The sequence below is a fragment of the Paenarthrobacter sp. NPDC057981 genome (genome assembly GCF_042886835.1).
Taxonomy (GTDB): domain Bacteria; phylum Actinomycetota; class Actinomycetes; order Actinomycetales; family Micrococcaceae; genus Arthrobacter.
Window position 1 is genome coordinate 20,537 of record NZ_JBHVQI010000027.1, and the last position, 25,976, is coordinate 46,512.

Here is a 25,976-nt window from a genome sequence, read left to right on the forward strand (position 1 = left end):
CTACTCGACGCTCTTGATCTTCACCACGAACACGGCGCCCAGAAGCCCGATGACTGCGGCGGCTACGTACAGCGAGACGTAGCCGCCCCAGTACTGGACGAACACAAAGGCGATCGCCGGGGCGATCACCTGGGGCAACGAATTCGCGATGTTGATGACACCCAGGTCCCGGCCGCGGTCCAAAGCCGTGGGCAGGACCTGGGTGATCAGCGCGAAGTCCACTGCAAGGTAGGCCCCAAAGCCGATGCCAAGTACGGCCGCCCCGGCGAGCCCGCCGATCCACGTCGGAGCGAAGGCAAGAATCAAAGACGCCGCGGCAATGATGACCGACGACGCTATGACCAAGGGCTTCCGCTTTCCTATCCGGTCACTGAGGCGTCCACCCAGGACACTGGTGATGATGACCATGACGGCGTAGAGCCCTGTCAAAACCAGCACGCCGAACTCGGGCTCAATCCCTTGCGTTTCCTTGAGGCGGACAATGTCACTGAGGAAGAAAAGCAGATACAGGGTGATCATGTGGTTGCCCGTGCTGACCAGCAACCGCGTAAGCCAGGCCCATGCAAAGTCCGGGTAGCGCTTCGGCGAAACCCAGAAACCCTTGACGAACTGCCACAGGCTGAACGGCGGCCGCTCCTGCGGCGGGAGGGGCTGGTCATCGCTCTTGAAGAGATAAAGCACGACGCCGGCGAGCAGCGCCGCTGCGCACACCCAGTACCCAGCGGCAAAGTTTCCGGCCACGACGGCGGCGATCACCGCGCCCACGAGGATACCCACTGTTTGGCCCATCGCGGCCAGGCCACCGACAGTTCCGCGCTGCGGCACTGGAACCCTGTCCGGTACGGCTGCGGTGATGGCCGAATACATGGCATTGGCTCCGGCCTGCACCAGGCACCACAGAACAGTCATCACAGCCACGTTGGGCGCACCGGCCAGGGCAACCAGGGCCACGGCGCCGAGGATTGCACCCATGAGCACCCAGGGAACGCGCCGGCCAAAACGGGACGTGGTCCGGTCACTGAAGGCACCGAACAAGGGGTTCGCCACCATGGAGACTGCAGCGCCACAACCGGTGACCAAGGCCAGGATTGCTTCCTTCTGGCCTTCGTCGAAGTGGGCTGCCTGCTGGCCCAGGAGGACCTGGAGGGGGCCAAAGAACGCGGCGTTGATGCCCAGGTTGACCAGTACCACTCCGGTAATCCACAAGGGCCTGACACGGGCAACAGGTTCAGCAAGGGCCGTACCTCCGGCACGGACAACAACAGGATCCGGCACCGGCCCCGGAAGGTCGGACAAGCTCATGGCAGTTTCCCCCTCATTTTGTGTGTGGATTCAGCCTAACGCGGCGCAGTGACAGCTGAACCGCGGTGGCGTCGTTTATCCACATAGCTCGAAATACGCACGGTCCAGGCCGGATGGACGCGTTACTGTGGCCTCAACCCCCTTGGAAGGAGCACTATGAGCGAGCAGATAAATACGGCCGATCTCTACGACGAACGCGGCGAGGAATTGGAGTCTCTGGCACTGCAGTTCCAGAATCTTGGGGCCCACACCCACTTCAGCGGTCCCGCCCGGACTATCCGGTGCCTCGAAGACAATGCGTTGGTGAAATCTGTCCTGGGCACTCCGGGCGAGGGGGCAGTCCTGGTCATTGACGGCCATGGTTCCCTCCGCACTGCCCTCATGGGGGACATGATTGCTGACAGCGCCGTCGAAAACGGCTGGGCCGGGGTGATCATCAATGGCGCCATCCGGGACCGCGAAGCGATTGCCCGGTTGCCCCTGGGTGTCAAAGCCCTTGGAAGCAACCCTCGGAAGAGCGCAAAGACCGGAGCCGGGGAGCTCGACGTCGAACTTGTGATCGATGGTGTCCGCATCCGACCAGGTGCCATGATCTACAGCGACCCGGACGGCATCCTGCTCGAGCGCTGACTCTGCCAGGGCGTCTTGGAGGGTCCAGCAGAAGAAATAATTCCCGCCGGGAATGAACTGGGCCTTAGGATAGTTACTGAAAGCAACTATCCTGCTTAATCCCACTTTTCTGCCATCTCTGGAGAAGATATGTCCAATTCCACGCCCGTTCGGGCCGCTGGTGAAGTCCTGACCCATCGTCAGACACTCACCGTCATGGTGGGACTCATGCTCGGCATGTTCCTGTCCTCGCTGGACCAGACCATCGTGTCGACGTCCATCTACACCATCGCCAACGACCTCGACGGCCTGTCACTTCAGGCGTGGGCCACCACGGCGTACCTCATCACATCTACGGTGAGCACGCCGTTGTACGGCAAGCTCAGCGATATCTTTGGCAGGCGGCCGCTGTACCTCACGGCCATCCTGATCTTCCTGGCCGGCTCGCTGTACGCGGGGTCCGTGCACTCCATGACCGAACTCGCCATTGCACGCGGCATCCAGGGCCTGGGCGCCGGCGGGCTCTTGGCGCTGGCACTGACCATCATCGGTGACATCGTCGCCCTGAAGGACCGGGCCAAGTACCAGGGCTACTTCATGTCGGTGTTTGGCATCTCGTCTGTTCTGGGCCCGGTCATTGGCGGCGCCTTCGCGGGTTCTTCGAACATCCTGGGCTTCGACGGCTGGCGCTGGGTCTTCTTCATCAACCTTCCCATTGGCCTCGCTGCGCTGGTAGTGGTCTTCCTGTACCTGCACCTGCCCGCCAGGCACGTCAAGCAGAAGATTGACTACTGGGGTGCCGCCGCCATCACGCTGGCCATTGTTCCGCTGCTTCTGGTGGCAGAGCAGGGACGCACGTGGGGCTGGGCCTCGGCGGGATCGTGGCTTTGCTACGGCCTTGGCGTCATCGGCATCGTGGCCTTCCTCCTGGCCGAGCGGCGCGCTGGGGACTACGCACTGATCCCGTTGCGCCTCTTCAAGAACTCCACGTTCGGCCTCTCCTCGCTGTTGAACTTCATCATCGGTATCGGCATGTTCGGCGCCATCGCCATGCTGCCCATGTACCTTCAGCTGGTGAAGGGCCTGACGCCCACCGAGGCCGGCCTGATGATGATCACGTTCACTGTGGGCATCCTCTTCGGGTCCATCTCCGCTGGACGCACGATTTCCTCGTCGGGCGTCTACCGGATCTTCCCGATCTTGGGTACTGCGATCCTGGCTGGTGCCGCCACAGTGATGGGCCTGGTTCTGGGAGTCGACACCGGGCTGTGGGTTCCCGGCCTGATCGCCGTGTTCTTCGGCGTCGGACTCGGCTTCTGCATGCAGCCGCTGACCCTCGCCATGCAGGTGTCCGTTCCTCCAAAGGATATGGGCGTTGGCACCTCCACGGCCGCATTCTTCCGCTCCATGGGCGGTGCAGTGGGAACGGCAGTGTTCATCTCCATGCTGTTCAGCACGGCTGCTGACAAGATTGCCGACGGCATGAAGAACGCTGTATCGAGCCCGGACTACCAGGCAGTCATGCGAGACCCTGCTGTGGCCTCGGACCCGGCCAACGCCAAGCTGTTCGACTTCTTCAAGAACGGTGCCAACAACGATTCGTTGAACGACACCAGCTGGTTGCACGCGGCCAACAGCACGCTCACCAGGCCGATCACGGAAGGCTTCGCGCAGGCGATCGATGTAGTGATGCTGACCGCGGCTGGCCTGATGATCATCGCGTTCCTGATCAGCTTCGCGCTGCCGAACAAGAAGCTAACGGATCCCAAGGCTGCTGCCAAGGATTCAGTTCCGGCGCACTAGCCCGGCACAACTTCACGAAACAGGAAACGGCAGGCAGCCCCCGGACTGCCTGCCGTTTCTGTGTGGGCAGCTCTTCCTAGCGCGCGGCCAGAACTATCCGATGCGCCTGCTCTACGTCGCCGCGCAGGTCCCGGTCGGTGACATCGGCGGGTAAGCCGTAGCCGGCAGCCATCATGCTTTGCAGTGTGGGGCTGGCAAACTCGTCAGGATTCCGCCCTTGGAGCCTGAGCGCCCGCGCGGCACAGACCAGTTCGACGGCGGTGACAGTCGCCAATGCCTGCACCGTTGACTGCAGTTGAGCGGCCGCCACACTTGCGAAGCTGGCGTCTTCTTCCGCGCCCAAGGACAACACCACTGTCTGTGTGCTGACCGGTTGCGCATTCGCCCTAATCCGCCCAACAGCGGCAGCAGCAACATACTCCAGCATCATGACGCCGGACTGACCCGAACCATCCTCAGCAAGGAAAGGGTGCAGGCCGGTGTATGACGGGTCGCACAGAAGATCAATCCTGCGCAGATGCGTAGCGCAGGCTGCGGCGATGGCCAGTTGCAAGGAATCAACCCGACGCGCAAGGTTTGTCATCTGAAAAAGCCCGTGGTGGGCCACATCGTTGGAACCATCAGCCAACGAGCCATGGACCAAGGGGTTTTCGTTGCCTGCTGTGACGAGTCGGCGCAGAAGGCTACCCAATGCTTCCAGTTCCTCCTTTTGGGAACCGAAGATCTGGGGCAGGGTCCGCAGGCAATAGGGATCCTGGATGCGTGCCGGCTGTCCGCTTCCCTGGACCAGCCCATGGAAGAGCTTCGCCGCTTCTGCCACAGCCGGGGTGTCCGCGGCAGCAGCAACGGCCGGGCTCAGGGCCTCCACGTTGCCGGACATTGATACGAAGGACAGTGCCGCCACGGAAGCAGCGTTGTCCAGTAGCCTCGATAGTTCTTCGTGGGCCAGAACCGCCTGCGCAATCGTCAAAGCGCTGGAGCTGATGAAGGGAAGGGCGTCGGCAGTCGCCCAGTTCTCCACGAAGCGCCGGGCCTCCCCTCCTCCCAGGGGCTCACGTTCACCGAGCATCGTCAGCGCTGTTCCGGAGAGGGCTTGGAGATCAGCGGTACCGATGCCTCCGAACTCCCGGACTTCGGGAACAACGTCCGCGTTGATCAGCTCGGCAAGCGCTACGGCAATGGCGGGGTTGATGCCGGATGCACCGGCTGCCAGTTGCGAAAGCCTCACCACCAACATCGCCCGAATGGTCCGGCGATCCAGCGGCCTTCCGGCATCCACCGCGTGGCTTCGCAGCAGTTGGAGGCCGTGGGTGTCCCCGCCGTCGGTTGCTGAAAGGGAGACGGAGCGGTTCGCTCCGACTCCCGTTGAGCGACCGTACACCGGGCGCTTCAAGGAAGTAGCAACCGCGGACTCCTGCGATGCTGTCATGCGGTCGATGGCGTCGGCCGTCAGATTGACGGCCGCACCATCGGCGACTGCCACGATGTCGGGCAACGCCAGGCTCTTGCCATCGATTTCGATCATGGGCCGATCCTTTCATCCGTTGTCGAATGGGTGTGCATGGACAGCAGTAGTGGTTGCCAGGCAGAACATGGCAACCACTACTTCGCTTTAGTCCGTTTCCGGCGCGAACCGTACGGGGTTCCAGACCTCCGGTGAAGGCTGGGCAGCAAGCTGCAGGCCCCTTCGAATCCCAGACCGGGCCCCACTTTCACGCGACTCCGGATCTGCACATTCCTTGTCGGCCCTGGAAGCTGCAGTCACAGTCATTTTCCGGCTTCCCGGGCTTCTTGCGCACTTTCCATGGGGATGCGGACGCCGCGTTCGTGGGCGACGTCGATGGCGCGTTCGTAGCCGGCGTCGGCGTGGCGGATCACGCCCATGCCGGGGTCATTGGTCAGGAGTGCGGTCAGTTTCGCCGCGGCCAGTTCGGTCCCGTCGGCCACGGAGACCTGCCCGGTGTGGATGGACCGGCCGATCCCGACCCCGCCGCCGTGGTGGATCGACACCCACGTCGCCCCGGACGAGGCGGCGGTGAGGGCGTTCAGCAGCGGCCAGTCAGCGATCGCGTCCGAACCGTCCTTCATGGACTCGGTCTCCCGGTACGGAGACGCCACCGAACCCGAATCGAGGTGGTCACGGCCGATCACGATCGGGGCCTTGACCTTACCCTCAGCCACGAGCTTGTTGAACAACAGGCCCGCTTGGTGGCGTTCACCGTACCCGAGCCAGCAAATCCGGGCCGGGAGGCCCTCGAACTCGACCCGCTCCGCAGCGGCGTCGAGCCACTTGTGCAGGTGCTTGTTCTCCGGGAACAACTCCTTGATCGCTTCATCAGTCACACGGATGTCTTCCGGATCACCCGACAAGGCGACCCAGCGGAACGGGCCCAGGCCCTCGCAGAACAACGGGCGGATATACGCCGGAACGAAGCCCGGGAACTCAAACGCCCTGGTGTAACCGCCCTTGCGGGCCTCGTCCCGGATCGAGTTGCCGTAATCGAACACCTCAGCACCGGCGTCCTGGAACTCCACCATCGCCTGCACCTGCCTCGCCATCGAAGCCTGGGCCTTCTTCGTGAACCCTTCCGGGTCAGCCGCGGCCTCGGTGTGCCACTCCTGAACCGTGATGCCCTCGGGCAGGTAGGACAGGGGGTCATGAGCGCTGGTCTGGTCCGTGACCACATCAATGGTCAACTCCCCTGCCTTGTGGCGGGCCAGCAGCTCCGGGAACACCTCCGCAGCGTTACCCACATACCCCACCGACCAGCCACGACGCTCAGCCTTGGCCTTATTGACCTTCGCGATCGCCGTGTCCAGATCCGTCTCGACCTCGTCCAGGTACCGCTTCCCGGCACGCCGACGCAGACGGGTCTCATCCACATCCACGATCAAGCACGCACCATCATTCAGCGTCACCGCGAGCGGCTGGGCGCCGCCCATGCCGCCACACCCACCCGTCAACGTCAGCGTCCCCGCCAGCGAACCCTCCTCAGAGCCCTCCGCAGCAGGAGCCGGGTGCCGGCCCTCAGCAGCAAGCTTGCGTCCGACAGCAGCGAACGTCTCATACGTGCCCTGCAGAATCCCCTGCGTGCCGATGTAAATCCACGAACCAGCCGTCATCTGCCCATACATCGTCAGACCCTCAGCCTCCAGACGGCGGAACTCAGGCCACGTCGCCCAGTCCCCCACCAGATTCGAGTTCGCCAACAACACCCGGGGCGCCCACTCATTCGTGCGGAAAACACCCACCGGCTTACCCGACTGGACCAGAAGGGTCTCGTCCTTCTCCATGGACTCCAGCGTCCGGGTAATCGCATCAAACGCAGCCCACGAACGCACCGCACGCCCCGTACCGCCATAAACCACCAAGTCATCAGGACGCTCAGCAACCTCAGGATCAAGATTGTTCATCAACATACGCAACGGCGCTTCAGTCTGCCACGACTTGGCAGAAAGCTCAGTACCCCGGGCAGCCCTGACCGGGCGGGCTCCAGTAGTGAAATCGGCAGTCATTGTCTTACTCCTAAAAATTCCGGCAGAACGGCGGGGATCAGCCCAGGTTCTTGTTCTTGAGCCATTCCTTGGCGATTTCGCCGATGTCCTCGAACTTGGCCACGCGGCCGTTCATCTTGATCAGGTCCTCAGTGGTGAGCGCAGCAGAGACCTTGTCCAGCGTTTCCTTGACCGTGGCCGTGGACTTCTTCTGGTTGATGACCGGGACGATGTTCTCGGACAGGAACAGGTTCTTGTTGTCCTCCAGGGCAACCAGGTTGTTCTCCGCCAGGGCGGGGTCGGTGCTGAAGAGGTCCGCTACCTGGATCTGGCCGGAAAGGAGGGCGTTCAGCGTCAGCGGCCCACCGGCGTCGAGCGCTGAAAATTCCTTGAACTCAAGGTTGTAGACCGACTTCAGGCCAGCCACGCCGTTGAGGCGGGTCTTCCACTCCGGCGGACCACCCAGGACCAGGTCCTTGGCAACGGGCTGGAGGTCCTCGATGGTCTTCAGCTTGTACTGCTCGGCGATGTCCTTCTTGACGGTGAGGACGTCCTTGTCCTGCGCGTCGGAGGCCTCCAGGACTGTCAGGCCCGAGGGGATCTTGGTGGCAAGCTCCTTCTCCACTTCCTCGGAGGAGACGGCCTTCGTGGAGGAGTCGAGGTACTGCAGCAGGGCTCCGCCGTATTCGGGCATGAGGTCGATGGAACCGTCCTTGAGCGCGGGGATGGTGACTTCGCGGCTGCCGATGCTGGGCTTCTCCGTTACAGCAACCCCCTTGGCTTTGAGTGCCTCGGCGTAGATTTTGGCGATCAGCTGGCTTTCCGGGAAGTCAGCAGATCCGACGATGATGCTGTCGCCCGAACCGCCGCCGGCGGCCGCGGTGTTGGAGGAGCTCATGGGGTCGCCTCCGCAACCGCTGAGGGTGATGGCGGCAACTGCCGCGAGGGTGAAACCGGTGAGGTACTTCTTCATGTCAACTCTCCTGGAAGGGGGTGCCGCAGGGCATGCTGTGGCCAGGTGGGGGGTGGGGGAAGTGCAAAACAGGTACTGGCTAGACCGTGACGGGGGTTTTCACGGGTTCGGCTGCTGGAGCCGACTTGATGGTGCGCCGGGTCAGTCCGGGTGAGACCACGCGGCGGGTGATGAAGGCGAGGAGCTGGTCGAAGAACAGTGCCAGCAAAGCCACCAGGATTGCGCCTGCAACCATCTGGCTGTAGTCGTTCTGCGCCTTGCCGTCGATCAGCAGGCGGCCAAGGCCGCCGAGCGAAATGTAAGCGGCGATGGTCGCCGTCGAGATGATCTGCAGCAGTGCACTGCGGATGCCGGACAAAACCAGCGGAAGCGAGCACGGCAGCTGGACATCCGTCAGGATCTTCATAGTGCGGAAGCCCATGCCTTTGGCGGCGTCGACGGCGGCAGCATCCACTGCGCGAACGCCGGCGTAGGTGTTGGTCAGGATGGGCGGAACTGCCAGCAGCACCAACACGATGAGGCTTGGGAGGACGTAGCCCATGCGGGACGGGAACGCCGGCGAGATGAGCAGGACCAGCAGGATCAGCAGGCCGACGCTCGGAAGTGCACGGAGCGCGTTGGCCAGGCCGGCGATCATGAAGACGCCCTTGCCGGTCACACCGATGTAGATGCCAAGCGGTACTGCGATGATGGCGGCGATGGCCAGTGCGATGAGCGAGTAGAGGAGATGCTCGCCGATCAGTGTCGGGATGCCGTCCGCGCCACTCCAGTGCTTTGGATCGAACAAGTAGTTCACGATGCCACCACCTTGGGGGTCCACGGTGTCAGCCACCGGTTGAGAAGGATGATCAGCCCATCCAGGATCATGGCCAGGACAACACAGAGCACGATGCCCGCGATGATCGGCGTGTAGAAGCGGAGCTGGAAGCCCTGCGTGAAAAGCGAACCAAGCTGCGGGATTCCCAACAGCGCCGCTACGGAGACCAGGCTGACGTTGGAGACGGCGGCAACTCGCAGCCCGGCACAGATGACCGGGACGCCGACGGGAAGTTCAACCTTCAGCAGGCTTTGGTAACCGCGGTACCCCATTGCCTTCGCCGCTTGGACCGTGTCCTCGGGGACGGAATCCAGGGCATCGGCTACTACGCGCACCAGCAATGCCACGGTGTAGACCGTCAGGGCGGCAACGATGTTCAGCGGGTCCAGGATTTTTGTACCGAGGACCAGCGGCAACAAGACGAAGAGCGCCAGTGAGGGAACGGTGTAGAGGAGGCCTGCGACACCCACCAACAGCGGGTAGATGCGGCGGCTTCGGTGCGCCCACCAACCGAGGGGCAAGGCAATGAGCAGCCCCAGGATCAGCGGGGTGACGGCCAACAGGACGTGCCAGCCGAGCAGGAAGACAATGTTGTCGGACTGGCGGCCCAGCCACTCGAAGTTCATCGTGCCGTCTCCAAGTGGGGTTCCGCCTCGATGGCCTTGACGACGTCGGTGGCAGTGACCGTACCGATCAGCTCGCCGTGCTCGTTGACCACGACTCCGCGGCGGCTGGGCGAGGACAGCGCCGCATCCAGCAGCTGGCGCATGGTCCCGGATGCCGCGGCAGGGATGCCGCTGAGGTTGAGGTTTTCCTGAGTGACCTCACCGTTCAGAAGCTCCGGCTGGGCCCATCCGAGAGGCTTCTTGCCGCCGTCGACCACCAACACCCAAGCACCCGACGCTTTGGCGCGGGCCTCATCGGCGGAGGCGCCGAGCTGGACCACAGCTTCTTCGCCGATAGTGACGGCTCCGGCGGTCTTGGTGAATCCCAGGGAGCGGTAGCCACGGTCGCGGCCAACAAAATCTGCCACGAACGCGTCGGCGGGTGAGGTGAGCAACTCGGACGGGGAAGCCATCTGCGCGAGCTTGCCGCCCACGCGCATCACGGCCACCTGGTCGCCGAGCTTGAGTGCTTCGTCGATGTCGTGGGTGACCATGATGATGGTCTTGCCGATCTCGCGCTGCAATCGCAGAAACTCTTCCTGAAGCTGTCCGCGGACCACGGGGTCGACGGCGCTGAAAGGCTCGTCCATCAGCATGAACGCAGGATCAGAAGCCAAGGCCCGGGCCACACCAACGCGCTGCTGCTGTCCACCGGAGAGCTGCCACGGGTAGCGCTTGGCGAAGCTGGCAGGAAGACCCACCCGTTCCATCAGCTCAAGGGCCTTGGTGCGCGCCTTTTGGCGGCTTTCGCCGAGCAGGACGGGCATGGTGGATACGTTGTCGATGATGGTCTTGTGCGGGAAGAGCCCGGCGTGCTGGATGACGTAGCCAATCCTGCGGCGAAGCAACGCCGCATCCATGCCCGAGGTGGGCTGGTCATCGAGGTAGATTGTGCCGCTGGTGGGTTCGATGAGGCGGTTGATCATCCTCAACGAGGTGGTCTTACCGCAGCCGGACGGACCAACCAGAATGGTCAGCTTGCCGGTGGGCGCCTCCAGGTTGAGGCCGTCGACGGCGACGGTGCCGTCGGGGTAAGCCTTGGTGACATTTTCAAACTTAATCATTTTGCTTCCATGCTTTCCTGGGGTAGCTCATGGTTTTCGGTGGTCAGGGTGAGGATGTTGTCAGCTTCCTCCACCAGTTGCTGGCCGATTTTGAGGGCCTTCAGCTCATCCACGCGGTAGCTGGGAGCGACAACGCTGAGCGAAGCCACAGCACGTCCCCCCATCACCACCGGTGCCGCAATGGCCGTAACGTCGTCCTCCACACCGCTGCGCACTACGGCAAAGCCACGCTCGGGCTGTTCGCCCTTGAGTACCTGGCCGGAAGCCGTTCCTTCGAGCGGGATACTCCGCCCGACCCAGCTGGAATGCCTGATCGAGTGGGTTCCCTCGACGATCGCGATGTAGATTCCCGTGTCCCCAACCCCGGGAATGCTCAGATAGCAGGATTCGCGCGTTGTTGCCACGAGCCGTTTCATGGCCGGCGTGCACAACGAGACGAGTGATTCCTTGCCGAGCGCAAGTGCACCCAGCTGGATGATGCTGGCTCCGGGACGGAAGTTGCCGCCGTCGTCCCTTGAAACAAAACCGCTGCCTTCAAGGGTCCGGAGGAGCCGAAGGGCCGTGCTGGGCGAGAGGTCAACAACCCGTGCCGCGTCGCTCAGCGCAATGGCTCCCTCGGAGCACACAGCTCCCAAGAGGGCGAGCGCTCGCTCTACCGTCCGGGTCGAAGAATCTGCTGCCATTGCGTGGCCTGCTTTCAAGTGGTCTGGATCACCATGTCTTGCCACTAAGTAAAAAGCACTTTTCACACCATGGCAACAGTTTTCTGCAAATTTCCCGGGATTCCGGGAAATATGTCGCTCGGGATCACCACCGTGTGACGTCGATGTTTCCGGCCCGTTAAATACGGCCAACCAAGCCACAGACCCTTGCCATGTGGTGGCATCTGCTTTTTACTTGGTGGCAGTCGCAAACATCGGAGGAACTCGTGAAAACCGTCAATCAGCTCCTTGACTCGATCAAGGATGTAGGCAGGGATGATGTGCGCGGAGGGTATTCCAGGGCCGTGTATTCAACATCCGAGCTGGACCTCCGGGAATGGTTCAAGGAGCAGGCAGCCCAACGCGGACTGGGCGTTGAGACGGACCGCAACGGCATTATCTGGGCCTGGTGGGGTGAGCCGCAGGACGGCGCCCTGGTCACAGGCAGCCACCTCGATTCCGTCCCTGGCGGAGGTGCCTTTGACGGACCCCTTGGCGTCGCTTCCGCGCTGGCCGCCGTCGACGTCCTCAAAAACCGTGGGCTTCAGCCGGGCCGCTCGTTGGCAGTAACCGTGTTCCCCGAAGAAGAAGGATCCCGTTTCGGCGTCGCTTGCTTGGGATCCCGGCTCCTGACAGGGGCTATCGATGCCAACAAGGCACTGAATCTGCGCGACGCCGAGGGCGAAACGTTTGCCGACGTCGCACGATCCAACGGCCTTGATCCCCGGCATATCGGCGCGGATCCAGAAGCGATGGCCCGCATCGGCGACTTTGTTGAGCTGCACGTCGAGCAAGGCAAGGGCCTGGGGCAGGACGGACCGGCCATCGCCGTCGGAAGTTCCATCCTGGGCCACGGACGCTGGAAGATCAGCGTCAGCGGCCAAGGCAACCACGCAGGCACCACGCTCATGGCCGACCGTGCAGACCCCATGGTTACCGCAGCCCAGATCGTGCTGGCCGTGCGTGAGACTGCAGCCCAACAGCCCGATGCCCGGGCGACAGTCGGCCGCTTGACCCCGGTTCCCGGCGGTACCAACGTGATCGCCTCCCGGGTGGACCTCTGGCTTGACGCCCGCCACCCGGACGACGCCGTGACCGCACGCCTCATCGAAGCCATCTACAGCGCAGCGCAGCAGGTCGCTGCAGCCGAGGGTTGCACCGTGACCCTTACCGAGGAGTCCTATAGCGGGACCGTCCACTTTGACCCAGGGCTCAGCCGCCGTATTGGCGGCCTCCTGCCGGAGGCACCTGTGCTGGCAACAGGGGCCGGACACGACGCCGGAGTGCTGGCAGGATACGTACCCTCCGCCATGCTGTTTGTCCGCAACCCCAGTGGAATCTCGCACTCGCCCGAAGAATACGTTGCCGACGAAGACGCCTCCGCGGGAGCCGTCGCCCTCGCAGACGTTTTGGAGGGTCTCCTGTGACCACGTTCTGGTGTGAAACCGCGATCATCGCTGCCGAAAACGGGGCGCCCAAGGCCGCGTCGGGAGTGCGCCTGGAAACGCAGGACGGCCGGATCACCGGCGTTACGCCCGACATCGCGCCACAACCCGGAGACACGAAGCTGGACGGCATCGCCTTTCCGGCGGCTGCCAACGCCCATTCGCACGCTTTCCACAGAGTCTTGCGCGGCCGAACCCATGAGGGACGCGGAGATTTTTGGGTGTGGCGCGAGCAGATGTACACGAGCGCGTCCGAGCTGACTCCGGAAAGGTACGAGAAGCTTGCAACGGCCGTTTTTGCGGAGATGGTGGTCACCGGCTTCAGCAGCGTGGCAGAGTTCCACTACGTCCACCACCAACCCGGCGGCGCCCCCTATCCCGAAGAGCATGCCATGGAGCTGGCGCTGGCCCGTGCGGCAATGTCCGCCGGCATCCGGCTCACCCTCCTGGACACCCTGTACCTGGCCGGCGGAATAGGGTCACCGCTCAATGCCGGGCAAGCACGGTTCGGGGACGCGGACGCGCATGCCTGGCTTCGCCGACTGGCCTCACTGCGAACCGCCATTGCCGGGCGCTTTCCGGCCGACCGCGTGAGTGTCGGAGCTGCCCTCCACTCGGTTCGGGCCGTCCCTGAAGAGGACCTGAAGGTTGTCGCTGCGCAGTTGCCCACGGACATCCCCCTTCACATCCATCTGAGCGAGCAACCCGCCGAGAACACGGCCTGCCTCGAGGCGTACGGCACCACACCGACCGGCCTGCTTGCCCGCCACGGACTCCTGGGCAGCAGGCTCTCAGCCGTCCACTCCACCCACCTGACCCAGGATGACATCACCGCGCTCGGAGACGCCGCCACCACCGTGGTGATGTGCCCCAGCACCGAAGCCGACCTCGCCGACGGGATCGGCCCGGCCAGGGAACTTTCGGACGCAGGAGCGACCATCGCCCTCGGTACCGATCAGCACGCCGTGATCGACCCCTGGGTCGAAATGCGCACACTTGAGCACGGGGAACGGTTGGGCAGCGGCCAGCGCGGCCGGTTCACGCCGCAGGAATTGCTGCAGGCCGCCACGGAAGGCGCAGCGCAGTCCATGGCCACGCCGGTGGCCGGGTCCGTGCTTGAAGTGGGCAGTGTCTGCGACCTGATGGTCATTGATCCTGCCTCCACCCGCACCGCCGGGTCGCGGCCGCTGCAACTGGCCTTCAGCGCCACAGCCAGCGACGTAACCAAGGTCATCATCGGCGGAGAGCTGCTCGCCACGGGAGGTGTTCACACACGTCTAGGCGAACCGGGAAGGCTGCTGACGGAGGCGTTGAAGGAGCTCTCGTAGCGCTGGATCCGCCGCAGAAAGGCGACCGACGGCGGCCCGAAAGTTGGCATCTGACTCAAGGGCCGCCGTCGTGCTTTGTGTTCAATAAGTGGCTCCAAGTGGCGCTATGGCGCTGCCGAGACGGGCGAAATCGACTCCCAGGGAACGCTCAGCCCACAGCCAGCGCCTTTTGGGTTAAGAAAGTGAATGCATGTCACGTCCATCACTTGACTGGAACTTGGCGGATATGACGTGCCACACTGTGTAGCGCGAGTGCACCGGCGTCCCCGTCGGAACAGCCGACGACGTCACGCATCGCAGCCCCAAACACCTTTCCCAAGGGAGACCCATGTCCAGTCCCAGCACCGAAGCAGGCGCGCCCCACGTTTCCCGGAAGGTGATCGGCCTTGCTGTCGCCGGCGCAGTGGGTGGCTTCCTGTTCGGCTTTGATTCATCCGTGGTCAACGGCGCCGTGGATGCCATGGCGAGCGAATTCGTCATGAGCGAGGCACTCACCGGATTCGCCGTTGCTGTTGCCCTGCTTGGCTGTGCTGCGGGTGCTTACCTGGCCGGCAAAGTTGCCGACCGGTATGGGCGCATTCCCGCAATGAAGATCGGCGCACTGCTCTTTCTGGTAAGCGCCATTGGAACCGGCCTGGCCTTCAGCGTGTGGGACCTCATCTTCTGGCGCCTGGTGGGCGGCCTCGGCATCGGCCTGGCATCCGTGATTGCCCCCGCCTACATCTCGGAAATCTCCCCGCGGCATGTCCGCGGCCGCTTGGCATCACTGCAGCAGCTGGCCATCACCACTGGCATCTTTGCCGCGCTGCTCTCCGACGCGGTCCTGGCCAACTCGGCCGGCGGTGCCGGTGAGACCCTGTGGCTGGGCATTGAAGCATGGCGGTGGATGTTCATCGCCTGCGCAGTTCCCGCCGCCGTCTATGGTTGGATCGCTTTCCGCCTGCCCGAATCGCCGCACTTCCTGGTGCTCAACGGCAAAGAAGACCAGGCCCGCAGCATTTTCACCAGGCTCATCCCGGGCGACGACATCGACCGCCACATCCGAGAAATCCGTGAATCCATCCAGGAGGAAAAGCTCTCCACCAAGAAGGGCTCCCTGCGCGGAAACCGCTTCGGCCTGCTGCCTGTGGTGTGGATTGGCATCATCCTGTCGGTGCTGCAGCAGTTTGTGGGCATCAACGTCATCTTCTATTACTCGACCACCCTGTGGAAGGCTGTCGGTTTCCAGGAAAAGGACTCGCTGACCATCTCCGTTGCCACGTCCGTCACCAACATTCTGGTGACGCTTGTAGCCATCGCACTGGTGGACCGCATTGGCCGCCGCCCCATCCTGCTCGCCGGCTCCATCGGCATGGCAGTATCGCTGGGGGTTATGGCCTTGGCCTTCTCCTCAGCTGAAGGATCAGGGGCGGACATCACTCTTCCCGGCGCGTGGGGACCGATCGCCTTGGTTGCGGCCAACGTGTTCGTGATCAGCTTTGGCGCCTCGTGGGGTCCGCTGGTGTGGGTGCTGTTGGGCGAGATCTTCCCCTCACGCATCCGCGCCCGCGCGCTCGGCCTGGCCGCTGCTGCGCAGTGGATCGCGAACTTTGCCATCACGCTCAGTTTCCCCATCATGGCGGCAGGTTCGCTGCCCCTGACGTATGCCATGTACGCGGCGTTCGCAGCGGCGTCGTTCTTCTTTGTGATGTTCAAGGTTCCCGAAACGAACGGCATGTCCCTGGAGCAGGCCGAAACCCTGTTCGTTCCCAAGGGCGCACCGGTGGCGCCGTTGCCGGTCACTTCGGACGAAGGCAAATAGCAAACAAAGAAGCCCGGCGGATCATCTCCGCCGGGCTTCTTTGTTCTCCTTGCTAAACCAAGTGCGGTTCGTGCGACGACAGGAAACTGCGGCCGCCGAACGCGATGAGGATGGCGATCACCATGGCCACCGCGCCGGCAAAGAACGGCACCTGCGGCCCGAAGTGCTCACCGAGCTGGGCGGCGGCAAAGGGTGCAAGCGCTCCGCCCATCCAACGGACAAAGTTATAACCGGCGGAAGCAACCGGACGCGGCGAGTCTGAGACGCCCATGGCCAGTTCCGTGTACACCGTGTTGTTGATGCCCAGCAGGGCGCCTGCCACGATCACCAGCACGACGACGGCAGGCACCGAGTGCCCCGCGGCCAGTCCCAAACCGATCAAGTCGAGCATGAGGACGGCCAGGGTGCCCGTCAGGACCTTCACCGCGCCAAAGCGCTTCTGCAGTACGGGTGCAACGAAAACCGAGAACACAGCTACGGCAACACCCCAGCCAAAGAAGACTCCACCGATGCCGTAGGCGTCCATGCCGAGGATAAAGGGTGTGAAAGCCAGGATGGTGAAGAAGCCATAGTTATAGAACAGCGCGCTGGCGGCCGTGGTGCGGAGGCCTTTGTGCCCGAGAGCCAGAAGTGGATCCCGGAGACGGGACTTCCTGGCGGGCGCGGGTGTCTTGGGGAGCAACGCCAGCAAGGCAATGAACGCGATGGCCATCAGTACCGCCGTGCCGAAGAAGGGTGCACGCCACTGCCACCCGCCAAGGAGGGCGCCGAGCAGCGGCCCGAGCGATATGCCAAGGCCGAGGGCAGCCTCATAGAGGATGATCGCGGTGCCCGTTCCACCGCTTGCGACACCGACAATCACGGCCAAGGCAGTTGCAACGAACAGGGCGTTTCCGAGGCCCCAGCCTGCGCGGAAGCCCACGAGCTGTTCGACGCTCCCGGAGAGACCGGACAGGGACGCAAAGACCACAATGATCGCCAAGCCGATGAGGAGCGTCTTCTTCCCACCGATCCTGGAAGAAACAAAACCGCTGATCAACATCGCTATGGCCGTCACCAGGAAGTAGCTGGTGAACAGCAACGACACTTCGCTGGTGGACGCCTGGAGGTTCTTCGCAATTGCGGGGAGGATCGGGTCAACCAGCCCGATGCCCATGAAGGCAAATACCGCGGCGAGGGCTGTTGCCCATACGGCTTTCGGTTGCTTGCGGAACGAAGCCTTCTCCGCTTCGAGGGTGTTTTCGACGGATGTTTCGGCGCTTGCTGAAGCGTCAGCCAACTGGCGTGACATTCAATTGCTCCTTGTCGGTGCGTGACTGGGTATTAATTCTGGAACGAGCTGTTGATTTTGCTGATGACGGGAAGCGCCGCAGCCAGTGCGTCCACTTCCTCCTGGGTGAGGCCCTGCAGCAATTCCGCCACCATCGCGTTGCGACGCTGGTTGGCATATTCGACGGCGGCGTTCCCGGCTTTGGTGATGGCCACCTGGACGGCACGGGAGTCGTCGGGGTCGGGCTGGCGGGTCACAAGGCCGGCGCGCTCGAGTTTGATGATCTGCTCGGTAGCGCTGGGGACCTTGATGCCCAGATTTTTGGCGATGTCGCCAACCCGCAGGCCGGCGTCGGAAATCATGGAAAGCAGGCTCAACTGCGCGGCGGTGAGGTCGCCTTCCGGATCGAGACGGCGGAACATATAGACGCCCAGCCGGAGGGCCTCACGGAATTCCTGCGCGAGGTCAATGAGTCTGGGACTGAAGCCATCATTCATATTTAGGTATCCTAATATTTAGGCACCCTAATAGTCAAGCCCTGGTGCACCCAACTAGGGGACAGCAAATGTCGCAATAGGGGTCCGTAGCGACGTTTACTGTCCCCTAGTTGGGTGAGGGGGTTAGAGGGTGAGCTTCATGCCCTCGTGGCTCGCGACAAAACCGAGCCGCTCATAGAATCGGTGCGCCGCGACCCTGGATTTGTCGGTGGTCAGCTGGACCAGCGAGCAGCCGCGCACCCGGGCCTGCCCTATGGCCCACTCGATCATGAGCGCCCCAACACCCTGCCCGCGCAGAGCACCAGACACGCGTACCGCCTCGATCTGCGCGCGCCACGACCCCCGGCGGGACAAGCCGGGGAGGTAGCTGAGCTGGAAAGTCGCCACCACCTCTCCCGCGAGTTCCCCCACCACCAAAAGGTGCACCGGATCGGCGTCGATCGCGTCAAAAGCCCGCTCGTACGGCGCCAGGTCGTCGGCATTTTCGCGAGTGGCACCCAACTGGTCATCCACGAGCAACGCGAGGATGCGCGGCAGGTCGCCCTTCCGGGCGCGACGAAGGGTGAAGGTCCCGGAGTCGACGGCGGCAGTCAGCAAGGTGGGCGAGTCGGCGGGGTCTGTAGTCACCACCCCAGCATGCCAAATTCTTTAGAACTCAGTATTGCTAAGTACCGGTACCTAGTTCTACTATGTAGTGGTAGCTAGCAATACTGAGTAGTGAAGGAGGTGTCCAATGGGCAAGCAAATGACAGAGATGCTCAAAGGCACTTTGGAGGGCATCGTGCTGGCCCTGCTGACCGGAAAGGCAGCGTATGGATACGAAATCACGACGCTGCTCCGGGAACAGGGCTTTACCGAGATCGCCGAAGGCACCGTGTACGCGTTGCTCGTGAGGATCGAACAAAAGGGGCTGGTGGACGTCGAGAAACGGCCGTCCGAAAAGGGCCCGCCCCGGAAGGTGTACACCCTCAACGCCCAAGGCAAAAAAGAACTGAACGAATTCTGGAACACCTGGAGCTTCCTGTCCGAACGGCTGGAACAGCTCCGCAAGGAAGGAAACTGACATGGCAGCAAAATGGATCGAACTGGTCACCGGATCACTCGAGCAGAAGAAGCAATACAAGCAAGCAAAGGCGCGGCTGGATGCCCTGCCCGAGCCGTACCTCACCGTAGCCACCGCCTTTAACCGCTACCTCATGTACTACGGCGGCGTGACAGAAGGCGACACCATGGTGCAGATGTTCACGGACCTGGCCGATCTCTGGGAACGCGCCGCTGTGGACGGCACACCGGTGAGCGCGATCGTCGGAGATAACCCCATCGAATTCGCTGAAACCTTCGCCCAGGCCTACGGCGGCAAGCGCTGGATCGACAAGGAACGCGAGCGCCTCAACAAGGCGATAGACAAAGCGAAGGAAGCAGAATCATGACTGCTGCGGCAATCCAGGTAAAGGGCATCGAAAAGTCCTACAAGGATCTTCATGTACTCAAGGGCGTTGATTTCGAGGTAGCGACAGGCAGCATCTTCGCCCTCCTCGGATCCAACGGAGCGGGGAAAACCACCATGGTGAAGATCCTGTCCACGCTGCTGAAAGCCGACGGCGGTCAGGCCGCCGTCGACGGTTTCGACGTCGGGTCCGAATCGCTTCAGGTGAGGCAGTCCATCAGCCTGACCGGGCAGTTCGCCGCGGTGGATGAGGTCCTCAGCGGAAAGGAAAACCTCATGCTGGTGGCCAAACTGCGCCATCTGAAGAACCCGGCCGGGACCGCGGACGAACTCCTTGCGCAATTCAGCCTCAGCGACGCCGGGGCCCGCAAAGTGGCGACGTACTCCGGCGGCATGAGGCGGCGCCTGGACATCGCCATGAGCCTGATCGGCAACCCGAAGGTGATTTTCCTGGATGAGCCCACCACGGGGCTCGACCCGGAGGCCCGCATTGAGGTGTGGCAGATCGTCAAGAACCTCGCCACCAAGGGCACCACCGTGCTGCTCACCACCCAGTATCTGGACGAGGCCGAGCAGTTGGCGGACCGCATAGCCATCCTTCATGAAGGACGCATCATCGCCAACGGCACCCTCGGCGAACTCAAGCAACTCCTGCCGCCGGCCAAGGTGGAATACGTGGAAAAGCAGCCGAGCCTGGAGGACATCTTCCTGGCACTGGTGGGAACAAACGGCAGCACCGAGTCAGTAAAGGACGCGTCATGAACACCCATTTCTTCGCGGACACCTCGGTCCTGCTGGGCCGCTCCATGCGGCACATCTTCAGGAGCGTGGACACCATCATCACCACAGCGATCACGCCGATTGCCCTGATGCTCCTGTTCGTCTACGTCTTCGGTGGCGCCATCAGGACCGACACCGATAACTACGTCAACTACCTGCTCCCGGGCATCATGCTGATCGCAATTGCATCGGGCATCGCCTACACCGCAGTACGGCTTTTTACGGACATGCAGAGCGGCATCTTTGAGCGGTTCCAGTCCATGCCGATCGCACGCTCCTCGGTGCTGTGGGCGCATGTGCTGACGTCACTGGTTGCCAACGGATTGTCGCTGGTGATCATCGTGGGGGTTGCGCTGCTCATGGGGTTCCGGACCTCCGCGAATGTGCTGGACTGGCTGGCCGTCGCTGGAATCCTGACGTTGTTTACCCTGGCGCTGACGTGGATCGCCATCATCGCCGGCCTTTCGGCGAAGTCGGTGGATGGCGCGGGAGGATTCTCCTACCCGCTGATCTTCCTGCCGTTCATCAGCTCAGCCTTCGTCCCGACGGACACCATGCCGGGACCGGTCCGCTGGTTCGCGGAAAACCAGCCCGTCACCTCGATCGTGAACACCATCCAGAATCTGTTCGCCCAGCAGCCGGCGGGAAGCGACATCTGGGTTGCGCTGGCCTGGTGCCTGGGAATCCTCGTCGTCGCTTATGCCTTTGCGACGGCGGCCTATAAGCGGCAGATCGCGTAGCCGCACATCACCGGCCAGTGAAAGCGGCCGAAGCTCCCTTTCCACAAGGGAGCTTTCGCCATGCAGGGCCGCCTATCCCCCGCCTGAGGTTTCCTTCGCAGTTCGCTTCGCCTTGGTAACGGCCAGCCCGATGACGCTGGCTGCCGCGGCCAGGAAGAAGAACAGCACCAGCAGCGGACTGGACATCCCGGGGAAAAGCGGGGACCCACCGGTCAGGAAGATCGAAGCCAGCAGGCCCACCATGGACACACAGAATGCCAGCGCGAGTACTTTCTGACTGCGGTCCTGGCGAGTCATCGGCGGTCTATTTGAAGTAGCCATCCGGGCATTCTATCGAGCTGATGGAAACCAAGCTGACCGATTGCAGACCGATTCGCCATTTGTCAGACATAAGCTATAGCTTTATCGAACCAGATCTGTAACGGCCGTCACCTTTTTGACGGTTCTTCCGAAGGGTTCTTGAACACTCATGTCTGACCAGACAACAACAGGGCAGCGCACTGCCTCCAGCAGGGACAGCGAGCCCCACCTTTCACGCTCGCTCAGCAACCGCCACATCCAGCTCCTGGCCATCGGCGGCGCCATCGGAACCGGCCTCTTCATGGGCTCCGGCAAGACCATCTCCGTCGCCGGCCCCTCCGTGATCTTCGTGTACATGATCATCGGCTTCATGCTCTTCTTCGTCATGCGCGCCATGGGGCAGCTCCTGCTGTCCAACCTGAATTACAAATCATTCAGCGACTTTGCAGGCGACCTTCTGGGCCCATGGGCCGGCTTCTTCACCGGCTGGACCTATTGGTTCTGCTGGGTGGTCACCGGCGTGGCCGACGTCATCGCGATTGCGGGTTACGCCAACGAGCTCTGGCCGGGCATCCAATTGTGGATCCCGGGCCTGGCCACTATCCTCATCCTGCTCCTGCTGAACCTGCCCACCGTGAAGGCCTTCGGCGAGACGGAATTCTGGTTCGCGCTCATCAAGATCGTGGCCATCGTGGCGCTGATCGTCGTAGGCCTGGTCATGATCTTCACCGGCTTCCAGTCCAACGCGGGTACGGCCGGCTTCACCAACCTGTGGAACCACGGCGGCTTCTTCCCCAAGGAATTCATGGGCTTCGTGGCCGGCTTCCAGATCGCCGTCTTCGCCTTCGTAGGCATCGAACTCGTGGGCACGGCAGCAGCTGAAACCAAGAACCCCGAGCACAACCTCCCCCGCGCCATCAACGCCATTCCCCTGCGCGTCATGCTCTTCTACGTGGGTGCCCTGATCATTCTCATGTCCGTCACGCCGTGGACTGAGTTCAAAGCCGGACACAGCCCCTTCATCGCCATGTTCTCCTTGGCAGGGCTTGGAATCGCAGCTACGGTGGTCAACCTCGTTGTGCTCACCTCGGCCATGTCCTCGGCCAACTCTGGCATCTACTCCACGTCGCGCATGGTGTTCGGCCTCGCAAACGACGGCGACGCACCCAAGGTCTTCGGCCGCCTCTCCAGCCGCAAAGTACCCCAGAACGCACTGTTCCTTTCCTGCGTCCTGTTGCTCGCCGGCGTCGTCCTCCTCTACGCGGGCAAGGACGTCGGTGCTGCATTCGACATGGTGACCACAGTGTCCGCAGTCTGCTTCATGTTCGTCTGGTCGATCATCCTTGCCAGCTACCTCGTCTACCGGAAGCGCCGCCCGGAGCAGCATGCAGCTTCCACCTTCAAGATGCCCGGCGGTGTCCCGATGGTGTGGGTGGTGTTCGCGTTCTTCGCGTTCCTGGTGTGGGCCCTGACCACGCAGCCGGACACCCTCACGGCCCTGCTGGTGACGCCCATCTGGTTCGCGATCCTGGGCATTGCTTACGCAGTGGTCCGTCGCTCACCGCTCCACCAGGCCCGCGTGGCCGAATGGAAGGCGATGGCGGAAGCCGAAACCGCGGCAGCGCGCTAACCCTTAAAGGCGAAAGCCCGACGCCGGGTACCCACCTTGGGTGCCCGGCGTCGGGCTTTAACAGCGAATGGTGAGAGAGGGTCTCCCCCAAACGCGCGGGATGTGAGCGAGGGTCAGAGCTCGGCTTGGCGGTCCTCCACCAGTTTCTGCACGGCGGGGAACAGCGGGTGCGATGCCGTCAGTTCCGTGACGCGTTCGACGACGGCGGCCGCGTCCAGTTCGGACAGCAGCTTGGCGAGCTCCACGGCTTCGTCGTCGGCACCGTCGTCGAAACGCAGGGCAGCGGACATGGCCTCGAGCAATGCCACCGGGGTGACGCCCCGCTCAGCGAGTTCGGCAGCCGGGCCCACAAAACGCTCGTGGCGGCCGAGTTTCCGCAACGGAGCACGTCCCACGCGCACCACCGTGTCCGGCAGGTGCGGGTTGGTGAAGCGCGAGAGGATCTTCTGCACGTAGGCTTCCTGGGCAGCTTCCTCGAACCCGTGCTTGGACACCAGGAGTTCCTTGGTCTCCTCCAGCACCGCCCGGACCTTGGCGGCCACGGCGGCATCGGCCATGGCGTCGGAAATCTTCTCCAGCCCAGCCTGGTACCCAAAGTACGCAGCCGATGCGTGACCTGTGTTCACCGTGAACAGCTTGCGCTCGATGTACGGGCCGAGCTCGTCCACGAACGTGGCACCCGGGATCACCGGTGCGTTGCCCTTGAAAGGCGTGCGGTCGATAACCCACTCGTAGAACGTCTCCACGGTGACATCCAGGCCCTGGCCCGCTGCCTGGTTGGGGACAATGCGGTCCACCGCCGTGTTAGCGAAAACCGCGACGGCGTCCAGGTCACCGGCGGAGTCGTCCCAGGCCGCCCGGATCTCCGTGTGCAGGAGATCCGTAGCGTTGATGGCGTTCTCGCATGCCATCACCTGAAGGGGCGGGAGGTCCGCGGGCCGGGCGGCCAGCCCGCGGGCGATCACTGGTGCCACGAACTTCAGGATGTGCGGCCCCACCGCCGTGGTGACCACATCCGCCGTCGCGATCTCCTCAACGACCGCGTCCTCCTGCGTCGCCGAGTTCAGCGCCCGGAAGCCCGTAACGGTCTTGACCGCGGGATTCTCGCCTACCTCATGGACGTCGTACGAGTCCGCGGACGCGAGCTGGCTGATCAGTGCGTCGGCGACATCCGCGAACACCACCTCATAGCCTGCCTCGTGCAGCAGCAACCCCACGAAGCCGCGTCCAATGTTGCCTGCCCCAAAATGGACTGCCTTCACTATGCGTTGACCTTTCCGAACAGCTCCAGGACCTCATCCACCGTGGTTGCCTGCTCCAACTGGGCAACCTGTGCCTTGTTGGTGAAGATCTTGGCAATGGAAGACAGGATGTGGAGGTGTTCGTTGTTGATGCCGGCCACGCCGACCACGAACTTCACTTGCTTGCCGCCCCAGTCGATGCCCTCCGGGTACCGGACGATGGACACGGCCGAGTGGTTGATGTGCTCCTTCGCGGCGTTCGTGCCGTGCGGGATCGCCAGGAAGCTGCCCATGTACGTGGACACGGATTCTTCGCGCTCGTGCATGGCGTGGACGTAGCTCATGTCCACAGCACCGCGGTCCAGCAGCAGCTGTCCGGCCTCGTCAATCGCGGTGTCGCGGTCGCGGGAAGTTCCGTTCAGGACTACGCTTTCGCGCAGCAGCACGGCTTTACCTTCGACGGCGGCAGCCGGCTCAGCGGTGTGCGCGCCCTGCGCAGGAGCTGCTGGAGTCTCTGCCGGAGTGGTTTCTGCCGCTGCACCCTCGCTGTTGCTGGCCCTCACGAGTTCAACGATCTCGTCGTAGCGCGGGCTGTTCATGAAGTTGTCCACCGAGTAGTGCACGGCGCTGGCGGTACGCGGCTGGGCCCTCTCGGTGAGGTCTTCGTGCGTCACAACGACGTCGTAGCTGTCGCTCAGGTTGGCAATGGCCGAGTTGGTGACCTTCACATCCGGGAACCCTGCGGCCTTGATCTTGTTGCGAAGGACCGAAGCACCCATGGCGCTGGAGCCCATTCCGGCGTCGCAAGCGAACACGATGTTCTGGACCGGACGGGTCAGGACCGTTCCCTCGCCGCGGCCGGCGGCAGCGTCACCGGTGAGAGCCGAGGAGACGGAGCTCTTCTTGCCCTTCATGGCTTCCATGCGGGAGGTAGCTGCCGAGAGGTCATCCTCGCCCTTGTTCTTGGAGGTGCGCAGGATCAGGGAAGCGATCAGGAAGGACACGGTGGTGGCCAGCACGACGGCCAGGATCACCCCAACGTAGCTGTCGCGCGAGGTCTGCGCGATGACGGCGATGATGGAACCCGGAGCTGCCGGGGCAACGAGGCCGGCGTTGGTCAGGGCAAGGGTCGCAATGCCCGTCATGCCACCACCGATGGCAGCGAGGATCAGGATCGGCTTCATCAGGACGTACGGGAAGTAGATCTCGTGGATGCCGCCGAGGAAGTGGATGATGGCAGCACCCGGTGCAGATGCCTTTGCTGCGCCACGGCCGAAGAACATGTACGCGAGCAGGATGCCCAGGCCCGGGCCGGGGTTGGCTTCGAGCAGGAAGAGGATGGACTTGCCCTGCTCAAGGGACTGCTGGACGCCCAGCGGAGTCAGCACACCGTGGTTGATGGCGTTGTTGAGGAAGAGCACCTTGGCGGGCTCAATGAAGATGCTTGTCAGCGGGAGCAATCCGTTGTCCACCAGGAACTGGACTACGTTGCCTGCGCCCTTGCTGAAGCCGGCGACCAGCGGGGAGATTCCGTAGAAGCCCAGGAGGGCCAACGCGGCACCCCAGATACCCGCGGAGAAGTTGTTGACAAGCATCTCGAAGCCCGGCCGGATCTTGCCGTCCCACAGTCGGTCGAGCTGCTTGATGGTCCAGCCGCCAAGGGGACCCATGATCATGGCACCGATGAACATCGGGATGCCGGCGCCAACAATGACGCCCATGGTTCCAATGGCACCCACGACGCCACCTCGGACGTCATAGACCATCTTGCCGCCGGTGTACGCGATCAGCAGCGGCAGGAGGTAGGTAATCATGGGCCCAACAAGGCCCACGTTGGCAACACCTTCGGCGTTGGTACCGAAGCCGCCAAGCTGGGGCACTGGGAGGTAGCCCTTTTCGATGAACAGGGCCGTGATCAGACCCCAGGCGATGAAGGCCCCGATGTTGGGCATGATCATGCCGGAGAGGAATGTACCGAACTTTTGGACACCAACGCGCAGGCTGGTGCGGGGCTTCGCAACGGTCTCTGTTGCCATGTGAATTCCTAACGTGTGTCCCGCGGCGGCGC

At 62.9% G+C, this 25,976-nt stretch carries 24 protein-coding genes; 10 read left to right on the forward strand and 14 right to left on the reverse strand.

Going from position 1 to position 25,976, the window contains the following annotated elements; all coding sequences use genetic code 11:
- Window positions 1–1,302: an MFS transporter gene (locus ACFVSI_RS18770; protein WP_387826980.1), complete on the reverse strand. Its 1,302-nt coding sequence runs from the start codon at window positions 1,300–1,302 to the stop codon at window positions 1–3.
- A 156-nt stretch (window positions 1,303–1,458) separates the two neighbouring features.
- On the opposite strand from ACFVSI_RS18770, the gene rraA reads away from it, so the two are divergent.
- Window positions 1,459–1,932 carry a ribonuclease E activity regulator RraA gene (gene rraA / locus ACFVSI_RS18775; RefSeq protein ID WP_387826983.1) on the forward strand — a complete coding sequence of 158 codons (474 nt, stop codon included), beginning with the start codon at window positions 1,459–1,461 and terminating at the stop codon, window positions 1,930–1,932.
- Between the two features lie 129 nt (window positions 1,933–2,061).
- Window positions 2,062–3,714 (forward strand): MDR family MFS transporter, encoded by a 1,653-nt coding sequence (locus tag ACFVSI_RS18780; RefSeq protein ID WP_387826986.1) that lies wholly within the window; start codon window positions 2,062–2,064, stop codon window positions 3,712–3,714.
- Between the two features lie 76 nt (window positions 3,715–3,790).
- Here the strand turns inward: ACFVSI_RS18780 and ACFVSI_RS18785 are convergent, their stop codons facing one another.
- From ACFVSI_RS18785 to ACFVSI_RS18815, 7 genes are all read right to left on the reverse strand, one after another.
- A complete protein-coding gene (locus tag ACFVSI_RS18785) occupies window positions 3,791–5,239 on the reverse strand; it encodes an aromatic amino acid lyase (RefSeq protein ID WP_387826989.1) in 1,449 nt (482 codons plus the stop codon).
- A gap of 242 nt (window positions 5,240–5,481) precedes the next feature.
- Window positions 5,482–7,230 (reverse strand): urocanate hydratase, encoded by a 1,749-nt coding sequence (locus ACFVSI_RS18790; protein WP_387826991.1) that lies wholly within the window; start codon window positions 7,228–7,230, stop codon window positions 5,482–5,484.
- Window positions 7,231–7,267: 37 nt separating this feature from the next.
- Entirely contained in the window at window positions 7,268–8,182 is a 915-nt protein-coding gene (locus ACFVSI_RS18795; RefSeq protein WP_387826994.1) for an ABC transporter substrate-binding protein, read from the reverse strand.
- A 79-nt stretch (window positions 8,183–8,261) separates the two neighbouring features.
- Window positions 8,262–9,014, reverse strand: a complete 753-nt coding sequence (locus ACFVSI_RS18800) for an ABC transporter permease (protein WP_387826997.1) — start codon at window positions 9,012–9,014, stop codon at window positions 8,262–8,264.
- Window positions 8,975–9,625 carry an ABC transporter permease gene (locus tag ACFVSI_RS18805; RefSeq protein ID WP_281451598.1) on the reverse strand — a complete coding sequence of 217 codons (651 nt, stop codon included), beginning with the start codon at window positions 9,623–9,625 and terminating at the stop codon, window positions 8,975–8,977. Before ACFVSI_RS18805 ends, ACFVSI_RS18800 begins: the two co-directional genes overlap by 40 nt.
- Window positions 9,622–10,728, reverse strand: a complete 1,107-nt coding sequence (locus ACFVSI_RS18810; protein ID WP_387827001.1) for an ATP-binding cassette domain-containing protein — start codon at window positions 10,726–10,728, stop codon at window positions 9,622–9,624. The genes ACFVSI_RS18805 and ACFVSI_RS18810 overlap by 4 nt, the downstream gene beginning before the upstream one ends.
- Window positions 10,725–11,411: an IclR family transcriptional regulator gene (locus ACFVSI_RS18815; protein ID WP_387827003.1), complete on the reverse strand. Its 687-nt coding sequence runs from the start codon at window positions 11,409–11,411 to the stop codon at window positions 10,725–10,727. Before ACFVSI_RS18815 ends, ACFVSI_RS18810 begins: the two co-directional genes overlap by 4 nt.
- Before the next feature lie 245 nt (window positions 11,412–11,656).
- On the opposite strand from ACFVSI_RS18815, the gene ACFVSI_RS18820 reads away from it, so the two are divergent.
- From ACFVSI_RS18820 to ACFVSI_RS18830, 3 genes are all read left to right on the forward strand, one after another.
- Window positions 11,657–12,856, forward strand: a complete 1,200-nt coding sequence (locus tag ACFVSI_RS18820; RefSeq protein ID WP_387827006.1) for an allantoate amidohydrolase — start codon at window positions 11,657–11,659, stop codon at window positions 12,854–12,856.
- Entirely contained in the window at window positions 12,853–14,202 is a 1,350-nt protein-coding gene (locus ACFVSI_RS18825) for a formimidoylglutamate deiminase (RefSeq protein WP_387827009.1), read from the forward strand. Before ACFVSI_RS18820 ends, ACFVSI_RS18825 begins: the two co-directional genes overlap by 4 nt.
- A gap of 328 nt (window positions 14,203–14,530) precedes the next feature.
- A complete protein-coding gene (locus tag ACFVSI_RS18830; protein WP_387827012.1) occupies window positions 14,531–16,003 on the forward strand; it encodes a sugar porter family MFS transporter in 1,473 nt (490 codons plus the stop codon).
- 52 nt (window positions 16,004–16,055) lie between these two features.
- On the opposite strand, the gene ACFVSI_RS18835 is transcribed toward ACFVSI_RS18830, so the two are convergent.
- From ACFVSI_RS18835 to ACFVSI_RS18845, 3 genes are all read right to left on the reverse strand, one after another.
- Window positions 16,056–17,294: an MFS transporter gene (locus ACFVSI_RS18835; RefSeq protein ID WP_387827015.1), complete on the reverse strand. Its 1,239-nt coding sequence runs from the start codon at window positions 17,292–17,294 to the stop codon at window positions 16,056–16,058.
- A gap of 32 nt (window positions 17,295–17,326) precedes the next feature.
- Window positions 17,327–17,770, reverse strand: coding sequence for a MarR family winged helix-turn-helix transcriptional regulator (locus ACFVSI_RS18840; RefSeq protein ID WP_387827017.1), 444 nt, complete (start codon window positions 17,768–17,770; stop codon window positions 17,327–17,329).
- Window positions 17,771–17,893: 123 nt separating this feature from the next.
- A complete protein-coding gene (locus ACFVSI_RS18845; protein ID WP_387827020.1) occupies window positions 17,894–18,397 on the reverse strand; it encodes a GNAT family N-acetyltransferase in 504 nt (167 codons plus the stop codon).
- A gap of 106 nt (window positions 18,398–18,503) precedes the next feature.
- Between ACFVSI_RS18845 and ACFVSI_RS18850 the strand changes: the two genes are divergently transcribed.
- From ACFVSI_RS18850 to ACFVSI_RS18865, 4 genes are read left to right on the forward strand one after another with little or no spacing between them, the layout of a single operon-like run.
- Window positions 18,504–18,833 carry a PadR family transcriptional regulator gene (locus tag ACFVSI_RS18850; protein ID WP_144662159.1) on the forward strand — a complete coding sequence of 110 codons (330 nt, stop codon included), beginning with the start codon at window positions 18,504–18,506 and terminating at the stop codon, window positions 18,831–18,833.
- 1 nt (window position 18,834) lies between these two features.
- Window positions 18,835–19,200, forward strand: a complete 366-nt coding sequence (locus tag ACFVSI_RS18855) for a DUF1048 domain-containing protein (RefSeq protein ID WP_387827024.1) — start codon at window positions 18,835–18,837, stop codon at window positions 19,198–19,200.
- Complete coding sequence (locus tag ACFVSI_RS18860) at window positions 19,197–19,979, forward strand: ABC transporter ATP-binding protein (protein WP_387827027.1); 783 nt, start codon at window positions 19,197–19,199, stop codon at window positions 19,977–19,979. Before ACFVSI_RS18855 ends, ACFVSI_RS18860 begins: the two co-directional genes overlap by 4 nt.
- Complete coding sequence (locus tag ACFVSI_RS18865) at window positions 19,976–20,737, forward strand: ABC transporter permease (RefSeq protein ID WP_387827030.1); 762 nt, start codon at window positions 19,976–19,978, stop codon at window positions 20,735–20,737. Before ACFVSI_RS18860 ends, ACFVSI_RS18865 begins: the two co-directional genes overlap by 4 nt.
- A gap of 72 nt (window positions 20,738–20,809) precedes the next feature.
- Here the strand turns inward: ACFVSI_RS18865 and ACFVSI_RS18870 are convergent, their stop codons facing one another.
- Window positions 20,810–21,058, reverse strand: coding sequence for a hypothetical protein (locus tag ACFVSI_RS18870; RefSeq protein WP_387827033.1), 249 nt, complete (start codon window positions 21,056–21,058; stop codon window positions 20,810–20,812).
- Window positions 21,059–21,206: 148 nt separating this feature from the next.
- Here ACFVSI_RS18870 and cycA point away from each other — a divergent pair, with 148 nt between their 5' ends.
- On the forward strand, window positions 21,207–22,667 hold the full coding sequence (gene cycA / locus ACFVSI_RS18875) for a D-serine/D-alanine/glycine transporter (RefSeq protein WP_387827036.1): 1,461 nt from the start codon (window positions 21,207–21,209) through the stop codon (window positions 22,665–22,667).
- A 113-nt stretch (window positions 22,668–22,780) separates the two neighbouring features.
- Here the strand turns inward: cycA and ACFVSI_RS18880 are convergent, their stop codons facing one another.
- Window positions 22,781–23,929, reverse strand: a complete 1,149-nt coding sequence (locus tag ACFVSI_RS18880; protein WP_387827039.1) for a mannitol-1-phosphate 5-dehydrogenase — start codon at window positions 23,927–23,929, stop codon at window positions 22,781–22,783.
- On the reverse strand, window positions 23,929–25,944 hold the full coding sequence (locus ACFVSI_RS18885; protein WP_387827042.1) for a PTS mannitol transporter subunit IICBA: 2,016 nt from the start codon (window positions 25,942–25,944) through the stop codon (window positions 23,929–23,931). The genes ACFVSI_RS18880 and ACFVSI_RS18885 overlap by 1 nt, the downstream gene beginning before the upstream one ends.
- Window positions 25,945–25,976 lie beyond the last annotated feature (32 nt).

What these genes read in the sequence shown, in the direction of transcription:
- ACFVSI_RS18815 (WP_387827003.1), bottom strand. Translation starts at nt 11,411, where the DNA reads ATGGCAGCAGATTCTTCGACCCGGACGGTAGAGCGAGCGCTCGCCCTC.
- ACFVSI_RS18785 (WP_387826989.1), bottom strand. Translation starts at nt 5,239, where the DNA reads ATGATCGAAATCGATGGCAAGAGCCTGGCGTTGCCCGACATCGTGGCA.
- ACFVSI_RS18840 (WP_387827017.1), bottom strand. Translation starts at nt 17,770, where the DNA reads ATGAATGATGGCTTCAGTCCCAGACTCATTGACCTCGCGCAGGAATTC.
- ACFVSI_RS18830 (WP_387827012.1), top strand. Translation starts at nt 14,531, where the DNA reads ATGTCCAGTCCCAGCACCGAAGCAGGCGCGCCCCACGTTTCCCGGAAG.
- ACFVSI_RS18810 (WP_387827001.1), bottom strand. Translation starts at nt 10,728, where the DNA reads ATGATTAAGTTTGAAAATGTCACCAAGGCTTACCCCGACGGCACCGTC.
- ACFVSI_RS18795 (WP_387826994.1), bottom strand. Translation starts at nt 8,182, where the DNA reads ATGAAGAAGTACCTCACCGGTTTCACCCTCGCGGCAGTTGCCGCCATC.
- ACFVSI_RS18835 (WP_387827015.1), bottom strand. Translation starts at nt 17,294, where the DNA reads ATGTCACGCCAGTTGGCTGACGCTTCAGCAAGCGCCGAAACATCCGTC.
- ACFVSI_RS18770 (WP_387826980.1), bottom strand. Translation starts at nt 1,302, where the DNA reads ATGAGCTTGTCCGACCTTCCGGGGCCGGTGCCGGATCCTGTTGTTGTC.
- ACFVSI_RS18885 (WP_387827042.1), bottom strand. Translation starts at nt 25,944, where the DNA reads ATGGCAACAGAGACCGTTGCGAAGCCCCGCACCAGCCTGCGCGTTGGT.
- ACFVSI_RS18860 (WP_387827027.1), top strand. Translation starts at nt 19,197, where the DNA reads ATGACTGCTGCGGCAATCCAGGTAAAGGGCATCGAAAAGTCCTACAAG.
- ACFVSI_RS18780 (WP_387826986.1), top strand. Translation starts at nt 2,062, where the DNA reads ATGTCCAATTCCACGCCCGTTCGGGCCGCTGGTGAAGTCCTGACCCAT.
- cycA (WP_387827036.1), top strand. Translation starts at nt 21,207, where the DNA reads ATGTCTGACCAGACAACAACAGGGCAGCGCACTGCCTCCAGCAGGGAC.
- ACFVSI_RS18790 (WP_387826991.1), bottom strand. Translation starts at nt 7,230, where the DNA reads ATGACTGCCGATTTCACTACTGGAGCCCGCCCGGTCAGGGCTGCCCGG.
- ACFVSI_RS18870 (WP_387827033.1), bottom strand. Translation starts at nt 21,058, where the DNA reads ATGGCTACTTCAAATAGACCGCCGATGACTCGCCAGGACCGCAGTCAG.
- ACFVSI_RS18805 (WP_281451598.1), bottom strand. Translation starts at nt 9,625, where the DNA reads ATGAACTTCGAGTGGCTGGGCCGCCAGTCCGACAACATTGTCTTCCTG.
- rraA (WP_387826983.1), top strand. Translation starts at nt 1,459, where the DNA reads ATGAGCGAGCAGATAAATACGGCCGATCTCTACGACGAACGCGGCGAG.
- ACFVSI_RS18850 (WP_144662159.1), top strand. Translation starts at nt 18,504, where the DNA reads ATGGGCAAGCAAATGACAGAGATGCTCAAAGGCACTTTGGAGGGCATC.
- ACFVSI_RS18855 (WP_387827024.1), top strand. Translation starts at nt 18,835, where the DNA reads ATGGCAGCAAAATGGATCGAACTGGTCACCGGATCACTCGAGCAGAAG.
- ACFVSI_RS18865 (WP_387827030.1), top strand. Translation starts at nt 19,976, where the DNA reads ATGAACACCCATTTCTTCGCGGACACCTCGGTCCTGCTGGGCCGCTCC.